At 40.0% G+C, this 20,000-nt stretch carries 5 protein-coding genes; all 5 read left to right on the top strand.

Annotation, left to right across the window (positions count from 1 at the left end; genetic code table 11):
• The first annotated feature begins 14 nt into the window (after positions 1–14).
• The 5 genes from IPM34_12150 to IPM34_12130 all read left to right on the top strand — a co-directional run bounded on the left by IPM34_12150 (position 15) and on the right by IPM34_12130 (position 19,642).
• Positions 15–3,368: a VCBS repeat-containing protein gene (locus tag IPM34_12150; protein ID MBK8956288.1), complete on the top strand. Its 3,354-nt coding sequence runs from the start codon at positions 15–17 to the stop codon at positions 3,366–3,368.
• 1,920 nt (positions 3,369–5,288) lie between these two features.
• Positions 5,289–5,744, top strand: coding sequence for a hypothetical protein (locus tag IPM34_12145; GenBank protein MBK8956287.1), 456 nt, complete (start codon positions 5,289–5,291; stop codon positions 5,742–5,744).
• Between the two features lie 57 nt (positions 5,745–5,801).
• The gene (locus IPM34_12140; GenBank protein MBK8956286.1) at positions 5,802–12,209 is read left to right on the top strand and encodes a T9SS type A sorting domain-containing protein; all 6,408 of its coding nucleotides are present in this window, start codon (positions 5,802–5,804) and stop codon (positions 12,207–12,209) included.
• Between the two features lie 494 nt (positions 12,210–12,703).
• On the top strand, positions 12,704–15,814 hold the full coding sequence (locus IPM34_12135) for a hypothetical protein (protein MBK8956285.1): 3,111 nt from the start codon (positions 12,704–12,706) through the stop codon (positions 15,812–15,814).
• 42 nt (positions 15,815–15,856) lie between these two features.
• Positions 15,857–19,642, top strand: a complete 3,786-nt coding sequence (locus IPM34_12130; GenBank protein ID MBK8956284.1) for an HYR domain-containing protein — start codon at positions 15,857–15,859, stop codon at positions 19,640–19,642.
• Positions 19,643–20,000 lie beyond the last annotated feature (358 nt).

Genomic DNA, 20,000 nt, shown 5'->3' with positions numbered 1-20,000 from the left:
AAACAAGAAAGTATATGAACAAATTCTCAATCTGTTGTTTTTTTGGCCTTCTGACAGTCTTCTTATTTTATGGATGCTCTAAGAGTGGTTTAGAAAGGCCAAACGTAAATCCTGATCTTGTTGCATTTGAATTGATAGATACCAATATTACAGGAGTTAAATTTAGAAATGATCTTCGACCTGATCTCTTGCCCAATCCGCTTGAATATATCAATGTCTTTAATGGGGGAGGAGTGATCTTGTTTGATATAAACAACGATGATCTGACAGATATCCTGCTTACAGGCAATATGGTTTCTAATAAATTGTATCTGAATCTTGGTGGATTTAAATTTGAAGACATTACCGAAAAATCAGGATTGTCAAAATATAAAGGTTGGTTCACCGGAGGGGCAGTTGCTGATGTAAATAATGATGGATTTAAAGATGTATATCTATGCAAATCATTTTTTCCTGCAGAAGGCTCTGGTGCAAGGGAAAATTTATTACTGATCAATGATGGAAAATTAGGTTTGGCTGATAAGGCCAAAGAATTCGCTGTGAATGATGGTGGTTATAGCATCTGTGCAAGTTTTTTTGATATGGATCTGGATGGAGATCTCGATTTGATAGTAGGCAATCATCCACCGGATCGCATGTCTGGTGAAGGAACGCATTATTCCAGATTTCACAATCCTCCTCTTGAAACTTCAAATACACTTTATAAAAATAATGGAAACAACACATTTACCAATGTTACAGAAAGTTCAGGAATTTTAAGCTATGGTTGGACTCTTGGTTTGGTGACATCCGACCTTACCGGAGATGGATATCCCGATATCTATATTTCAGTGGACCATGAACAACCTGATTATTTCTTTGAGAACAAAGGTGATGGAACTTTTAAGAATATTTTATATACAGCGGTTCAGCATACTTGTCACAGCAGTATGGGAATTGATGCAGCAGACATTAACAATGACGGACTTCTCGATTTTCTTGTTTTGGATATGCTGGCCGAAGATAATTACAGGGAAAAAGTAAATATGGCCAGTATGGATATCCCGCGATTTTGGAGGTATCATCAATCCGGATATCACTATTCCTACATGCGCAATATGCTGCAAATCAATAATGGAAATAAAACATTCAGTGAAATTGGACAAATGAGTGGGATTCACAATACCGATTGGAGTTGGAGTGTATTGTTAATGGACTTTAATTTGGATTCCTGGAAAGATATTTATATCTCCAATGGATATTATCGCGATTTTCTGAATAAAGATTTCTTTAAGCCCATGGTCAAACATGCTACTGAAATGCAGAAAAAAGGAGAATCTACAGAATCTGTTGTGAGATTTTTGAGACAACAAAATACTCAAATGATTTCGACCAAAGTTCCAAATTTTTATTATGAAAATAACGGAGATCTTACATTTTCAGACAGAAGTTCAGAAGCAAATCTGGATTATAAAAGTTTTAGCTCTGGTGCAGCTTATGGTGATCTGGATAACGATGGAGACCCGGACCTCGTTGTGAATAATATCGATGAACATGCTCTAGTTTATAAAAATAATGCTATTGAAAGATCTCCAAACCATTTCTTAAAAGTAAAATTGAAAGCACCTAACGATGCTTTAAAAATGAATTCAAGGATTGAGATCAAAACGGCTGCAGGCATTCAGACAAATGAGCTCATTACAACAAGAGGATATCAATCTGTTGTAGACGACTACTTTTATTTTGGACTTGGTAATGATTCGGAAATTGAAAGCTTAACAATCAATTGGTCTGATAAAAAACAACAGGTTTTATCTCATGTTGGTGTGGATCGCATCCTGGAATTAAACTATAGCGATGCAGCTCCAATGTCAAAACCAGCGGCGGTTGCTGAAAAATTATTTACAGACAGAACTTCTGAACTCAGTGCAGTTTTTTTTCATAAAGAGAATGACTTCGACGATTTCCATAAAAGACAAATCTTACTTCCACATAAAATGTCACAATTTGGTCCTGCATTGTGCACAGGGGATATCAATGGAGATGGTGCTGATGATTTTTTTATAGGCGGCGCGTCCGGCCAGGCCGGTGTGTTGTTTATTCAAAATCCATCGGGACTTTTTTCAAGAACAGAATTGCCTTGTTTTGAGCAGGATAAAAATTTTGAAGATGTCGCAGCTGTGTTCTTTGATAAAGAGCAGGATGGAGATCTTGATTTATATGTTGTCAGTGGAGGTAATGAGTGGGATGACCCAAAGGCTTACCAGGACAGACTTTACGAGAATGACGGTGAAGGAAATTTTTCCAGGATGAACAACCTTCTACCAATCACAGGAAGTGGCTCATGTGTTGTTCCTGCCGACTACGATAAAGATGGCGATCTGGATTTATTTATTGGTGGAAGACTTTCGCCTGGTAAATATCCTTTTCCCGGCAACTCTTATTTACTTGAAAATACCGGTAAAACATTTACAGTAGCAACCGATAAATGGGCAGATGGACTCTCAAATTGCGGCATGGTTACTGATGCATTGTGGACAGATTTAAACAATGACCAACTTTTAGATTTGGTGGTTGTAGGGGAATGGATGGAAATAAGCCCTTTTATTCAGAAAAACGGAAAACTTAAAAAATCAGTTGAAGAGTTTGGTTTACAGGAAACATCCGGATGGTGGAATCGTATTTTGGAAGCCGATATTGATAGTGATGGGGACAAAGATTTTATTGTAGGCAATTTAGGAACAAATTATAAATACCAAACCTCCAAAGCAAAACCATTTCAGGTATATGCCGGTGATTTCGACAACAATATGAAATCCGATATTATTCTGGGCTGGTATAAAAAGGATGGAAATTTATTTCCCGTGAGAGGCCGGCAATGTTCATCAGAACAAATGCCGATGATTTTGGATAAATTTAAGACTTACGATGAATTTGGAAAATCGACTTTGGAACAAGTGTATGGAGATATGTTAGCAAATGCTTTGAACTATAGAGCTAAGACTTTTCAAACTTCGGTCCTGATCAACAATAATGGGAAGTTTGAAATGAAAGCCCTCCCCAACAGAGCCCAGATCTCGCCTGTTAACGGAATGATTTATGAGGATCTTGATGGAGATAAAATTAAGGATCTGGTTATTGGCGGCAACCTCTATGTCTCTGAAGTAGAAACCGGCCGGGCAGATGCCAGTATTGGTTTGTTTTTAAAGGGCAATACTAAAGGTTGGTTTGATGAGGTGAGTCCGGATAAGAGCGGTCTTTACATACCCAGAGATGTTAAAAACCTGCTTCTATTGAAAAAGACCTATTCGGGAGAACCCTATATTTTGGTTGCCAACAATAATGGTGCCATGCAATTGATTGCCGTAAAAAAACAAGGAGGGAAGTAAGAAGTTTGCAGCCCACAGTATTCAGTTTGCAATAAAAATGGATGAAGGAGCAAAGATCAAAGATGCCAAAAGCTCGAAGCAAAAAGCCTAAAGCGCAAAGCGGAAGAAAGTGTATAAAGTATGGAGATAATTGTATTGAGAATAGCGAATAGATAAGAAGCTTAAAGCGCAAAGCGATAAGCAGAAATCGGGGAGTGATTGTGAATAGAAAATTGAGATTAACATAAAGATTACAGGATCATTAATTTAACCAAATTCCAGCCCCGAAGGGGTGGAATGTCAATAGGGAATGGATTAGAAGCTTAAAGCGCAAAGCGATAAGCAGAAATCGGGGAGTGATTGTGAATAGAAAATTGAGATTAACATAAAGATTACAGGATCATTAATTTAACCAAATTCCAGCCCCGAAGGGGTGGAATGTCAATAGGGAATGGATTAGAAGCTTAAAGCGCAAAGCGATAAGCAGAAATCGGGGAGTGATTGTGAATAGAAAATTGAGATTAACATAAAGATTACAGGATCATTAATTTAACCAAATTCCAGCCCCGAAGGGGTGGAATGTCAATAGGGAATGGATTAGAAGCTTAAAGCGCAAAGCGATAAGCAGAAAGCGCGGAGTGAGGGTATAAAAATTGCGATTATATAAAGATTACAGGATCATTAATTTAACCAAATTCCAGCCCCGTAGGGGTGGAATGTCAATAGGGAATGGATTAGAAGCTTAAAGCGCAAAGCGATAAGCAGAAAGCGCGGAGTGAGGGTATAGAAAATTGCGATTATATAAAGATTACAGGATCATTAATTTAACCAAATTCCAGCCCCGAAGGGGTGGAATGTCAATAGGGAATGGATTAGAAGCTTAAAGCGCAAAGCGATAAGCAGAAATCGGGGAGTGATTGTGAATAGAAAATTGAGATTAACATAAAGATTACAGGATCATTAATTTAACCAAATTCCAACCCCGTAGGGGTGGAATGTCAATAGGGAATGGATTAGAAGCTTAAAGCGCAAAGCTGAAAGCGAGGAGAGATTGGAAATAATACAAATCCAGCCCCGTAGGGGTGACATATTAATAGAGAATGGTGTCCCGACATGAAATTGGTGAAATAGAAATACATCACCTTTATGTCGGGAGGAGAATGGATGAAACCAAATTCCAGCCCCGTAGGGGTGGAATGTCAATAGAGAATGGAAATATCATAAATTCCAGCCCCGTAGGGGTGACACGTCAATAGAGCAAAGAGCAACCAAATGCTGGCTGCTAATTCCTGACTACTGACTACTGACTACTAAATAGGGAGCAATAAGATTGGATAAGAGTCTAATCGTCTAAACGTCTCATAGGAATCAATCTGTAAATTCCAAATGTGCAATTTATACAGAAATAAAAGCCCGAAGGCATGGCAATATATTAGAACAGGTACCGACACCAAAAGCCCAAAAGGTCCAAAGATCAAAAAGTCAAAAAGTCCAAAAGTCAAAAAGTCCAAATTCCCGATTTTATGATCCAGGAAATTATTGTAAAATTATTCCTAATATAAGCCAAGAAAAGCATGTGCAAATTTCAAAATTGTCCTCTGAAAATGCTTTCTTAGTTAAATCCAAGTTAAAATTTTTTTTAGTCTAATGGTATGATATTCAACAATATACATATATATATGGAAAATATTAAAAAAAAAGTAGTACAGAAATGGATTCTGTATATCTTTGCGTAGATGGATTGAACCTCATCGGGTAGGGTAATTTAGGTATGAAGCAACCGATGAGGGAGGAAGAAGCCGACGAAGCGACTCCCTTGAAATCTTGAAGAATATTTATTAAAGACATCGATGAAGTGTACGGGTTTATTCGTGCAATTCATTTTTGTGTTTTTATATAAACGGAGCAAAAAATTTTATTAAATAACCAAAACTATTTCTCATGAAAAGGACGAATTTTAACGTTTTTGAGTCTGTTTCATGTTTTGCCAAAACTCTCATAACCGGTGTATTCTTGCTGGTGTTTTTGAGTATTGCCATGCATGGTTCAGCCCAATCTTCTCCGATTACACCGGAGTCTGTACTTCCACCACTCAAGTCTAAAACCGAGTGCGTCGAACTAGCTAAAGGACAAAGTGCCTTGCTTTTGGAGCAATTAAAGAAATTTACTGATCGCAACGATCCAGGGGCGAAGCCACTTATTGATGCTTATAATGGGTATCAGTTTGTGTTGAATGAGGCTAACGAACCATCGTATGAAATGCCTCAAATTTTGGCTTTGCTTTGGCCGGTAATGCATCCAGATCAGAAAGACGGCAGTTTTACCAATACTGCTGGTTTTTTTGCTAAGAGCTGGAATAATGAATTCAAATCTATTGTCAATCAATTTAAAAAGTAAACGGAAGTCAGAAGCCAATTACTTGATTTTCTCATTTAATAAGCAAAACCAAATCTCATGAAAATAAATTTATTATCTAATCCTTTCAAATCTTACAGAAGTTTAGTACTTCTGTTTATGGGTTTGAGCTGGGCCCTTGGAATAGATGCCCAGTGCCCAGGGAAGTCGCCAACTTGTAGATTTGTTGGGACGACAACTACGAATGACACGATATTTCCAGCGCTGGTGATAGGCCTAAATCCCGGAACCTGTGTTGCTACAGTGAACGTTCCCCGTCCGGCTCTTAATACACCCGGTTGTGCGTCAGTTGCAGACCGTAGTGGAGCATTTGTAAACGGTTCTACAGTTCCCAGAAATGATGTTGGATGTGCTTTTGCCAATGCCTGTAACACCACTTTTGGTTGTGGAGCCATCACAATTACGAATATTCCAGCCCCTTTGGCTCCTGGGTCGAATTCCAATGGAGCTACTACCAACCCATATGACGTAAATTGCGGGCCAGTACAGGTTGTAATGGCAGGCGACTGCGCATCTACTTTTGGTACAACTTCTCCTGGTATTAGCGTTGGCGGATGTGTGGTAGGTACGGTAACTACCGGAAATGGCATGAATGACACCATTAATATCCCTAAAGGTGTCTATAATGCTGAAGTAAATGCTACCGGAAGTTTTATTCGCTTACAGCCTACTATTGGATGGGAAAGCACCTCAACTTTTGGAGAGGGCTCACCTAATTTTACCATCAGAGTTCCCACAACTTGCTGCGAAAGTACCAACAACATTACCAATAATTGTAACCTGCCTGTTTTAACAGGTTCTGGAGGTACTTACTATATTACCTGGAGATCTGATGCCAATGATGGAACAGTTACAGGTATCCAGCAGGTTGTCATTCAGGATACTGAACCTCCAACTTTTATTGGATGTCCTAAAGCGGTTATTATCAACTTAGGTCCTGGTGAATGCGAAGGCTCCTGGGATGCACCTCCTATCATGGCCATGGATAACTGTCCTGCAAACAACTTTGTGAATGAAGCCAATTCTATTGGTTGTCAGGCTACAGGAGGTTTCTGCGGTTACGCATTTGGTCGCCCCGGTGGTTTGATATTTAATGCAACGAATAATACGGCTCAAAAAGTGGCCATTATCGGATTGGTAGCAAACTTTATCGCTGGATGTTCTGGTGCACCTACTCCAAACGGTATTTTTGAATGTTATGCTAAAACAGCTGCCAATGACGCATGGACAACTGGTTTAACAGGTTATAACAACAATCCTAATTTCCAGGGTTGCAACGGTGTATCGCCTAAAAGCCTTTGGACTTTGGTAAGAAGATCAGTTGCTGCTGATGGAATTCGCACAACAGCTCAAAATGCTCCTTCTTTGGATACCATGTACTTGGGAGGTTCTACCACTCCACAAACAGATACGGTTTATAACTGCGATGGAACCTTTGTGATCAATACGGGATCGAGCAGAGCATCTTCTTTAATTCTCGACCCGGGAGAGACCAGAGGTATTACCCTCGTAGGGGGTATCGGTACGCTTTACGATGTAAAACTTTCAACTTTTGGAGGTTGCAATGCTGGAAGACCATTTGGAGATGGTAAACTTCAGATCAGCACAGGTATAATTACCGGAGGAGCAATTGATAATATGGCTGCCGGATTTGGAACCTTGGGGATATGCCGTCCTATCGGTTTTACAGGAAATGTAATTTATGCAACTGCAGACAATATGATCCGCGTTCGCCAAACTTGCGGAATTCCTTATGGCCCGGGTTGTTACTTCCCGATCGGATGTACAACATTGTGCTATGAAGCTACAGATGCTAAGGGTAACGTAGGTACTTGTATGTTTGATGTATGCGTAAATGAATATCCAAATACAGTAACTGCATTGGCTTGCCACGATGAAATCCAAATCAGCCTCGACGAAAACTGTTTGGCTACAATTTCTGCTGATGAAGTTCTTTCTGGTGGACCATACAAATGTTATGACGATTATACTGTTGAAGTACGCGATTGGGTAACCAATGCAATTATAGATCGCGATGCTCAAGCGCCTGGTGTTCAGGTTGGAATTCAAGATCTGGGCCGTGAATTGAAAATTACAGTGCGCGATGCTGCTACAGGCAACAGCTGCTGGGGACATGCTACGGTTGAAGACAAATGGCCACCTGCGATCTCTTGTCCAAGAGATACTTGCGTACCTTGCTACTCTCCAACATCTCCAAATTATACCGGATTCCCAACGGTTGTTGAGAATTGTGGTGGAGCTGGATTGACTTATAAGGACAATGTTTCAATTTTAGGTTGTGCACAGGGATTTGACAGAATTATTGTCAGAACTTGGACTGCAACAGACAACTCCGGTAATAAAGCTGTTTGTTCTCAAACTATTCAGGTTTCATTGGGACATTTGAGCGATGCTGAAGTTCCACTGAACTGGGATAATATTGAAAATCCGATGCTGTCTTGTGATGGCAAGATTGACCAAAATAAAGATGTTACTCCACACTATCTGTCATCCCCATATTGTGTAGATGGTTACTTACTTGACTCTGCGCATTGGTTTGCAACAGGTGGTTTCCTTCCAAGCCCTGCGGGTGATTTAGCTGGAGAGCGTTTACCAAGAACATTGGGATGGAACTGTATCGATGCCGGCGAATACGCTGGTCACCCAAGCCCATATCCAATCTACTATCCTGCGCACCCAAGCTGGAGGCCAAACAATCCTCTTTGCTGGGGACCAGATGAGGTGGTTATGTGGCACGGTACTGGTTATCCTGGTGGCGTAAACTGCAAAAACTTAGGTGTAACCTGGAAAGATATCACCATTGACCTTGCAACTCCTGGTTGCGATGCCGGTGATGTAGGATGTTACAAAATCATCAGACAGTGGACTGTTATGGACTGGTGTACCAGCGAAATCGGTGGAGTCAACCAGATCATTAAAGTTGCTGATGCTGAAGGACCAAAGATCCTCTATCCTGATACAGTTATTGTAAATATGGAAGTTTGGACTTGTACTGGTCGTTGGGAAGTTCCACCAGCTTGGTTGATCGACAACTGCAGCAATGAAATTCATTACACTGTTGAAGTTGCTGATGGTACTGTTTTAGGAAATGAGACCAGCGGTTACGTTGTTGTAAACATGCCTTTGGGTATCCAGGATGGTTATATCGTTGCTGAAGACTGCTGTGGAAATATTACAAAGAGAAGAATTGCCCTGAATGTTCAGGACAACGTTCCTCCTGTTGCTGTTTGCGAAGCAAAAACTGTTGTTTCTATCAACGGAAATCAATCTCCTGGCGAAAACTTCGCAAAAATATTTGCTGAGTCATTTGATCAGGGAAGTTTCGACAACTGTCAACCTCATATCTTCTTTAAAGTGATCCGTATGGAACACCTGAGAAGCACCAACAACGGTAGCAATGCAAACCAGGCTGATAACGGTACGAATTGTGCAGGTATCAATGGTGACGACAATGCTATCCTCGATGGTAACCAGATCTATTTTGATGATCATGTGAAATTCTGTTGTTCTGATGTTGGAAATACAGTAATGGTGGTCTTCCGCGTATTCGACCGCGAAACTGGAGCTGGTCCGATTGCACCAAACAGAATGAATCCAGGTGGTAACCTGTTCAACCGCTTCAGCGATTGTATGGTTGAAGTTGAGGTTCAGGACAAGAGCGTTCCTACAGTTGTTGCACCACCAAATATCGTGGTAAGCTGCTGGTTCTGGTTTGACGTTGATAATCTCGACGATCCTAACGATCCTACTTTCGGTAGAGTAGTTACAGATTTGACGAACAGAAAGAAAGTGGTTACTAACGACCTCGTATGTTATAACTATTGCGTAAGAAATGATATCACTGGTTACCCAGGTTATGTTCCTGGAGCACCACCATCAAATCCACCAGCATGGAACAGAGCTTGCGATTACTATCGCGCATTGTTCGATACAGCACATGCAGACAGAAAGCATGAACTGACTTGGGGATTCGACGGATATGTACTTAGTGCTTGCGGAAACAATCCTACCATCAGTGTAAATGACAATCGCGAATGCGGTCAGGGTCAATTGACCAGAACTGTTGTTGCTCGCGGACCTAACGGTATCAGCGTCACTGCAACTCAGACTATCTGGGTGGTTGATTGCGATCCATTCTATATCAACCGTGCTGACAATTGCGATTCTGATGATGATATTACCTGGCCAGGTAACTGTACAGGTCAGGCAACAACCATCGCTGGTTGTGGTGCAGATTTAAGCCCAGATAATCCGCTGTTGGGAAGACCTACAGTTGAGAATGGTGCTGATGATCTTTGTGCTTTGATCAGTATTGAGCATTTTGATGAAGTGTTTACGATCGAGCCTGATGCTTGCTTCAAGGTTCTCCGTACCTGGGTGGTTATTGACTGGTGTCAATACGATCCAAGTCTGGATCCTGTTAATGGAAGATGGGAATACTTACAGATTATTAAAGTAACAGATACAGATAAGCCAAGTGTAAGCATTACTGTTGGCGATTGTGAGCCTGCTGTGAAAACAAATGGCGTTTGCTACGGACATATCAACATCACTGCTGATGCAACTGATAACTGTAGCCCACTTGACTGGTTATTCTACGAATACAAAATCGATTTCTTCAACGATGGAAAAGGAGCATACTCTGGTAAAGATGCCGTAGTTGGTCCGTTGACTCGTAAAGAATTCGCTGCCGGTCGTACACCATTGTTCCACGACAATCCATATGCAGATAATGAAAATGATCCATTCAGTGCAAGTGGTACTTATCCAATAGGTATTCACAACATCTGCTGGCATGTTGAAGATGGTTGCGGAAACGTGGGTATTACTTGTCAATTGTTTGAAGTGAAGGACTGCAAAGCTCCAACACCATACTGTCTGACAGGTGTGATCACAGTTCCAATGCCTGCTAGCGGTTGTGTAACTGTTTGGGCAAAAGACCTCGACAGAGGAAGCTTTGACAACTGTACTGATGCAGAAGATCTGTTGTTCTATTTCGATGGAGATCCTACAAAGACAGGAATCACTATTTGTTGTTCTGATTTTGTGGCCGCTGGTGCAAATGACGAATTGGTAGTTGATGTTCAAATGTGGGTTGAAGACGAAGAAGGAAATACAGACTATTGCAAAACTGTTGTTATTGTTCAGGACAATCAGGACATCTGTCCTAACACAGGTTCATTGAAAGGTAGAATTACCGGAGATCTGAGAACTGAGAATAATGACGAAACAGAACTTGCTGATGTTCAGTTGTACTTGTCAAATAACATGATGAGACAAATGTTGACTTTGGCAGACGGTAAATACTTATTCGGCGACCTGGCTGCAAATACTTACAAGGTTAAGCCTTTGAGAAATGACGACCCGGTTAATGGAGTAACTACAGCTGATATCGTTAAGATTCAGAGACATATTCTTGGAATCGAGACATTGAATAGCCCATACAAATTGATTGCTGCTGACGTAAACTTGAGTGAGACGATCACTGCGGCTGACGTATCTGAAATCAGAAAACTGATCTTAGGTGTAAACAGCCAGTTTAACAAAGTTCAGTCATGGACATTCGTACCGAAGAATTATGTATTCGCAGATCCAACTAAACCTTATGATTATCCACAAGAGATTGAGACTAATGTTCAGAATGGTTCTAACGTCATTGAAAACTTCGTTGCGGTTAAAATGGGTGATGTTAATACGACTGCAAGAGGTCATCAGGTAGCTGGAAGCAGCACCAGAAGTAATGGTAAATTAAATCTTGAAGTTGATAACAACAATACTGTTGCAGGTGAACTGTACAGAGTTGAATTCAAATCAAGCAACTTTACCAACATCTCAGGTTACCAGTTCACATTGAGATTCGATCGCCAGGTTTTAAGCTTCGAAGGAGTTGAAGCAGGTGTATTGAATGTCGATGAAAGCAACTTTGGAACAAACAGAATCAATGAAGGTATCTTGACTACCAGCTGGAACAATAAAGTTGCACAAAGCGCAGATGCTGATGCAACGTTATTCACTGTAGTATTCCGCGCAAGCAGCCAGTCCAGCATTGGAAGCTTGTTGGCAATCACTTCAGATGTAACCACAGCAGAAGCTTACGATGCTTCATTGAATATCAATAACGTGAATCTTGGCGTGCGTACGGAAAGAGGAGTGGTAGAATCCGGAGTATTCGAATTGTACCAAAACTCACCGAACCCATTTGCTAAGGAAACCGTGATCAGCTATCGCTTACCTGAAGCAGGTGCAGTGAAACTGAGCATCTACGATGTGACAGGCAAAGTATTGAGAGTATACGAAACACAGGGTACAAAAGGACTGAATACCATGAAGGTACAGAAGTCTGATCTGAACGCTGGTGGAGTATTGTACTATCAGTTGGATGCCGTTAACCATACAGCAACTAAGAGGATGGTAGTGATCGATTAATCGATCACTATCTCCCAAAGTCCTCTTTGTGCGGCGATTTTAAGATCGCCAAACATGAGAAAAGTTAAATCGGTTTTTGGGATGGCCTCTTCTCGAGCAATCGGGAGGGGGCTTTTTTTTTTACTCAAATTCAAACACATTATATTATTTGTTAATATTCAATTATTTGTAATAGTGAGTTATATATATAAAATAAAAATGTAATATTTTTTAATAAATTGTTTTGCAGTTATTTAAATATTACATAATTTTGTAATGTGATTTAAATAAGCTATGTCCTGCTATCCAAGGGCCATATTGAATTCTTAAGCCCCGCCCACCTACAGTATTCCTCCCAGGCTCAGTAATCTAAAATTCTTCTTATCTCATTTCCAGGAGCAGTAATCACGCGCAGATTCAATCTTCGCGATGATGCTAAGTGAATCCTTTTTAAAAATCTTTTTAATCTGGATCCAGCTATGCATCAGAATCTTTTTTACTGAAACTCAGCGAATATGTGCACCATAAACTCTTTAGAACGATTTTGGCATGTTTTTAAAAATTCCCTTTTCTTTTGGTCTGTCCTGATCGGATTTCTTTTGATATCTTATCAGGGCAGGTCAGGTGCACTGGAGTTAAAAAAGATTAATGTTGCGATGGCCATTAATGTGCAGGCTCCACCTGACATTACCATTCACATCAGGAATCAGTCGCGATGTGATACCAGCATTCTCATTCCTGCAGCTACCTTCAGCGGAAATTGCAGTCCAAATCTCACCTTTCAAACCTCCAGTACCTATGGCAATTTGACTACAAATGGAGGCATCTTTTATTTTACACCTGGAGTTTTTAAAGTGTACTTCAGTATTGAAGATGATTGCCGAATGTCGGGTCTCGATTCCATGACAGTAACTGTTCACGATGCACAACTCCCCCAGGTTGTTTGCGCTCCGGCCCAGACCATAAGTATCAACGAAAGTGGCATTGCAGAAGCTCCCGCCTATTTATTCGATGGGGGTTCAAGCGACAATTGTAATCATCTTTATTTTAAGATTAAAAGAATGTTTGCCTCTTCGGTCCCTGATTGTCTATCGCCTGCAAATCCTGACAATGCCTTTGATGACCTCGTCAGATTTTGTTGTGCCGATGCCGATTCGCAAGCTATCCTTTTGATATTAAGAGTTTACGATGTTTATCCTGGCCCCGGTCCGGTAAGCGATAGTTTATTGAGAGGCAGGTATGTCGATTGTATGGTCCAGGCATTGGTCAATGATAAAATTGCTCCTGAACTGGAATGCCCACCTGATTTTACAGTACAATGCGGGGTTCATTTAGATAGCTTGCTATCAAAGGGAGTTATTCATTACTTTGATAACTGCGGTATTAGTAATATTGACACGAGCGATGAGAATAATCTGGATGCTTGCGGTTCCGGAACATTTATCAGAACTTACATTGCAACAGATCGCCATGGATTGAATACCACATGCCGGCAAACCATTACCGTTTACAGATCACATACGTTTGATGGTCTAAATCCGGCTCATTTGACCTGGCCGCTACATACGACCGTGTATGCTTGCCGAATAGATCTGGACACTATTCAATCCGGTTATCCGGTCATAAACGACGATGCTTGTGCTTTGGTACAGGTCACTAAAAATGATGAGATATTTCATTTTAATCATGGAGGAGTTTGTGCCAAAGTGTTGCGTAAATGGAAAGTGATTGATTGGTGTAAATACAACCCGCTTTTTCAACCTCATCCGTACCTGCCGGCCAATGGATATTATACGTATACTCAGGAAATCAAAGTTTTTGATACCATAGCACCGGTATTGTTTGGAATCCAGGATACAATCGTCGGAATCCAAACTCCGAACTGTGAACCCGGACAGGTGAACTTGCCATCAGTTGGTGCAACAGATTGCGGTTCCAATGATAAAATCAGTTTTCGTTTTGAAGTAGACTACCATGGGGATCTGTCTATCGATCAAACCGGAAAGGGACCAAATGCAAGTGGCGTTTATCCGGTAGGCCGCCACATTATATATTATTACGCAAAGGATTCCTGTCATAATGAAGGGCAGCTTCAGGTAATTCTGGAAGTACAGGATTCTAAAATACCTTATGCCATTGCCATGTTTGGCGTGTCCTCCAGTTTGACGCAAATGCCAAATGGACCGATGACGATCGTTCCTGCAAGATTGTTTAACAATAAAAGCAGCGACAATTGTACCGATGATAAAAATCTTCGTTTTTCATATTCATCAGATATCAACGATACTTTGAGAGTTTATACATGCGATAGTCAGGGTAGAAGAGATATCAAGTTGGTTGTTTGGGATGAAGCCGGAAACAGTAGTGAGGTATATACCTTCCTGGTCATCGACGATGTATTTTCTCATTGCCCGACAGGATTGAAACCTGTAAAATTGGAAGGCCGGATCCTCACACAGAATGGACAGCCTGTGAAAGAAGTTGAAGTAAAATTGTCAACACTAAAAACGGATAAAACATCGCAGACTTCGAACGACGGGTCTTTTATTTTTTCTGATATTCCTGCAAGTGCAGAAGCACATCTTTATTCATCTCATTCAAAGAATTATTCTGAAGGACTGTCGACAGCAGACATCATATTGATTCAACGCCATATTCTGGGTATTGAACTCTTCGATGAACCTTCGAAATTTTTTGCAGCTGATATGGACATGAACCGTTCTGTGAGTACCAAGGATGTGGTCCTTCTTCGAAATCTTATACTGGGCAGGGATTCGAATCTCCTGCATAATAAAAGTTACATTTTTTTAAACCCAAATTATGTATTTAAAGATCCAAAGGATCCTTTTTATGAATTGGATTCTTGCCAGGATCTTATGCTTGAAGAATTGTATCAAGATACAAAAATAAATATCAAAGCAGTTAAACTTGGCGATGTTAATTTAAGTTTTACAGCCCACGGATACGCTTCAGGAGACTATTTTGAATCAGAAGAAATATTTTACAGAATTAAAGATAATATTCTTGAATTTTATTTGAATCAACCACGTGACCTTACAGGACTTCAGATTGGTATGGAGTTGAAGGGACTTTGTTTGAATCAAATTCAAGAAGTACAAAGTGATTTACCGGAGTGGAATCCGGGAAATTATTACAAAAACAATAATTGCATCAAAATTTCTTACCATTCTGTAAAAGGTATTTCTATCAATTCATACAATCCTTTATTTAAAATCAAATTTGAAAATAGAATAACAGAGTGTATACCATTTCCTGAATTGATGACTGGCTTTAAAAGCGAGTTGTATACAAACCATTCAGTAGTTGGTATAAATGATTTTGAGAGCGAGGCTAAAAGTGGTGATGCAAATTTTTACATTTTGAATTTTTTACCAAATCCATTTACAGATAAAATTCAGATCGGGATCAATGGAGCTTCTGAATCTCAAATAAATATTGAAGTGCTTACTCCTGAGCAGCGATCAATTTCTTGTATTCCTTACGGCTTGCAAAAAGGCGCTAATGTAATTGCACTTGACCGGAAAATTTTCGGAAATCCGGGAGTGTATTTTATTAAAATATCAAATGGCACGCAAATAAAATTATTGAAAGTAATCGCAATTTAAATTGAACTCATTTCATCTGCTGATTTTTTTAAATATGACCATATGAAAAATTGTTTTATAAATCATCCCATCCCAAAGCAGTTTATCCAGGTATCTGCATTTATTTTTATGTTGATGTTTGGATATGAATTCTGTAATGAATTGAAGGCCACTCCGGAGGACTGGCCTTCAACTTACGGAGTTGAATTGAGTTTTGAAGATGGCAGCAATTTTATGCAACTTAGTTGTAAAGGGCAGGTCCAGATTTCTGTTGACCAGTTTGGCGAAGCTTTGATTACACCCAAGATGTTGCTTACCGACAATCACAATAATTATGGTGTATTTAAAGTATTTGTCGGACAGACTGGCCAAAATAAAGTTTATTGCTCGGATATAGGAAAATATCTGACAGCCAGCGTTGTCGATACTACTACGGGTATGAGTTGCTGGACTCAATTAATTGTTGAGGACAAATTACCTCCTTCGATTGTTTGCAGGGCAGATACCATATCCTGTACACTGAATCCATTTGAAGTCAATTATTCGCAATTTATTTTTGCCACCGATAATTGTCAATCCCATGCAATGGCTCTTGCAGATATGCGATTGGAACAGTTTAATTGTCTGAATTCCAGGTATACGATGGTCATGCATCTGAATTGGATAGCTACCGATCAATCTGGAAATTCAAGTACGTGCAGTCAGGATATTTATTTCAAAAAAGCCAGTGTGGATAGTATTTTGTTTCCATTAAATGATACAGTTTATTGTCCGAATCCAGATTTAAATGCAACAGGTGTACCAACTTTGTTTGGAGATACGGTAAGTCATTTATGCAATTTAGTGGCCACGCACACGGATGATTCCATACCTGTGTGTGGAGGTATGTTTAAAATAACGAGGAGATGGATTGTGATGGATTGGTGCACTCGTGCATTGCGCATGCACAATCAGGAAATTCTCGTCTCCGACACAACGGCCCCGGTAATTGTGTGTCCGGGAGATTCCATACTTTTTACCAGATATAATTCGTGTAATGTAAGTTATACAATACCATCATTTAATGCGACTGATGTTTGTAGCGGAACCACCGGAATATTAACAGCCGTTAGGGTAGATAGCTCATTTGTGGCCATACCGGGAAGTACGATTACTTTAAGTGTGGGTATCCACACCATGAATTACATTGCATTTGATCCTTGTGGAAATTCGGATACCTGTACGGCCTTAGTCGAAGTCAGAGACCGGATCAGTCCTGCGCTCATTTGTCCTCCCGGATTGGTAGTGTCACTTGATCCCAGGGGTGAAATTTTTGTGAGCGCAGAATTTATAGCTGCTCAAGGATTGGTGCACGATAACTGTTGTCTGGACACCGTTCAGATCAGGAGAATGACGCCTGCTTGTGGCAGGCCACAGGATACGCTTTATAGCGATGAAGTTTTGTTTTGTTGTGAGGATGTGGGCGATACGTTAATGCTTGTATTAAAAGCAACCGATTGCAGTGGCAATATGAATTTTTGCATGATTGAAATTTATGTTCAGGATAAAAATCCGGTAGCTCCTCCTGTTTGTCCGGACCCAATAGTATTGAGTTGTTGGCAGGATTATACAGATCTGGATCTGACAGGCAGGTATTACGTCATTTCATCATGTCTGGATTCTATTGAGAGTAGCTACCAGGATCTCGTTCAGATTGATAGTTGTAAAAATGGCGATATCAGAAGACGGTTTTACATTACGTATCCGGATGGGACGGTCGATAGCTCCTGCATTCAGGTTATTACACTATTAAATAATTACCGGTTTGATGAAGCAGATATCATTTGGCCCAACGATACGATCATTCCAGCTTGTGTGAGTCGCGATCCCGGACAACTTCAAAGTGAACCTGAAATACCTATGGACACTTGCGGGAGTGTATATTTTTCCTACACAGATTTGAATATTGAGTTTGATCCTGATAGTTGTGAGCTATTGAAAAGAGTATGGTTTGCGTATTCAGCATGTACAGGAGAAACTGCGAATGATACTCAGCATATTTTATTAATCAGTTTGGCACATTCTAAGCTATCAGGGCCGCGCGACACGACTTTAGGTAACGGGTCTGGAGTTTGTTCCCGTTTTATTACTTTGCAGGCAGCGACCTTAAGCGGCTGCAATACTTTTGCTACAATAACCAATTCCTTTAATAACGGAGGGGCAAACGCGAGTGGGGTATACCCAGTCGGAACAACCGAAGTTATATTTACAGCCGAAGATTCTTGTGGAGTTTTAAGGGATACTACAACGGTCATTGTTGTAGACCTTGAGAACCCTGCAACGGTGTGCAGAATACTCTTTTTAAACATGAATTCTAATGACAGCATTAAACTCACATCAAGAGGATTGTTGGACGATTATCACGATAATTGTACAGCTTCGGATGACCTTCTGATCGCCTTCTCTAGTTCAAACTTTAACGATACTTGCAGATACATTACATGTGCGGATCTTCAAACCATACCCGATACATTTTTCTTTACGGTTTTTGTAAAAGATTCCGCAGGTAACATTGGAAGTTGCATAGCCAGGGTCCATGTGTTTGATCCCACTAATTTTTGCACCACAGCAGTGAGAATTGGAGATGTGAATGGCATTATTAAAACAACACAGGGAGCACCGATGCCAGGGGTTTTGGTTAACCTGGGTGGTTTGAAGGATGTCAGAATCACAGATGACCAGGGACAATACTTGTTTGAAAGGATTGTCACAAATCAGCCGTACATGCTAAATGCAAGTTATAATAAAGATTGGAGCTTTGGAATCAGTACTCAGGATATTGTCATGTTGCAGCGACATATTTTGGGCATTGAAGAATTTACAAATCCTTATCAGTGGATTGCAGGCGATGTGGACAGAAATGGAAGATTGACTGCTGCAGATATTACATGGATGAGAAAACTCATTTTGGGAAAAGTAAGCGATGTGCCAGGGAATGAATCCTGGAGGTTTGTGGATGAAAAATACAGCTTTAAAAATATGGTGAATCCACTGGCTGAGGCAATTCCAGAGCAAATAGAATTGAAAGGATTCTGGCAAGACACGCTCATCAATTACCGGGCGATAAAAACTGGAGATGTGAGTGGAGAGATCCGCAATGTCAACAGTAATTTGGAAAGCCGTTTACGCAAGTTTGGTTTGAGTATAGAGGATAAAGTTTATTCGAAAGGCGAGTTGGTTTATTTGGATCTGATTTCCGAAAAGTCGCTGATTGCAAATGGGATTCAATTGCATTTGTATATCAACCCGGGCTACTTTGAGGTTTATCAGACTGAGATTCTTTTGCAGTCAGACAAAACCAGATTACTTTCTGAAGAAGAATTTGATTATAAAGATGGTCATCTAAAGATTTCAGTGGCTTCAGATTTAGAAGAATTTAATTGGCTGGAGGGCAATCCCGTTGTGAAATTAGTGCTAAGAGCACGACGCAGTGGCAAAATATCCGATGGGGTCATTCCGGGAACAGCATTGCGCAATGAAATTTTCCAATCGACGGATGTGCCTACACCTATATTATTTAGATACATAGATGGCATACAAGAAAATCCAATGATCAGCAATTGGGTTGCAGATCCCAATCCATTTGAAAATCAATGCAGGATCAGTTTTCATTCCACATCCAGGGGAGTTGGAAATTTCTATGTATTCGATTTAACGGGCAAAATATGTATGCAACAGTCCATTGAAATGCAAAAGGGAAATAATACCATAGTTGTTGATGCAAAGAACTTGAAGGAAGAAGGAAATTACATTTATTATTTCCGAAGCGGTGAATGGGTACAGCAGGGTAACCTGATATTCATGCATTAAAAGGCACGTTTCAAAAAAATGGATTACATATTATGATTTTTTATAATAATAAATGATCTAAATAATTGTTATATAAATATTTATATATTATAAAACATATTAATATAAAAAATAACCTTAAATTTTAGTTGAAAATATGTTCTAAGCCTTTACATTTGCCCTTGTATTACGATTATCTGCTATTTATAAGACGCTGAAAAAAAATAGTTAATAAATAGTTGGTAATTTGAATATATTTTCTACCTTTGCTGTAGATAGTTTTTATCCCAACCAAGAATTGTAAAGATCCTCTCTTTATTACGGGCAATTTAGCAGCCTACCCAACCCAATGATTTTAGACCCTCTAGGTTCTTCCTGT

It is taken from the genome of Saprospiraceae bacterium, from assembly GCA_016716185.1.
GTDB lineage: Bacteria > Bacteroidota > Bacteroidia > Chitinophagales > Saprospiraceae > Vicinibacter.
This window is presented reverse-complemented; position numbering and strand designations above follow the sequence as displayed.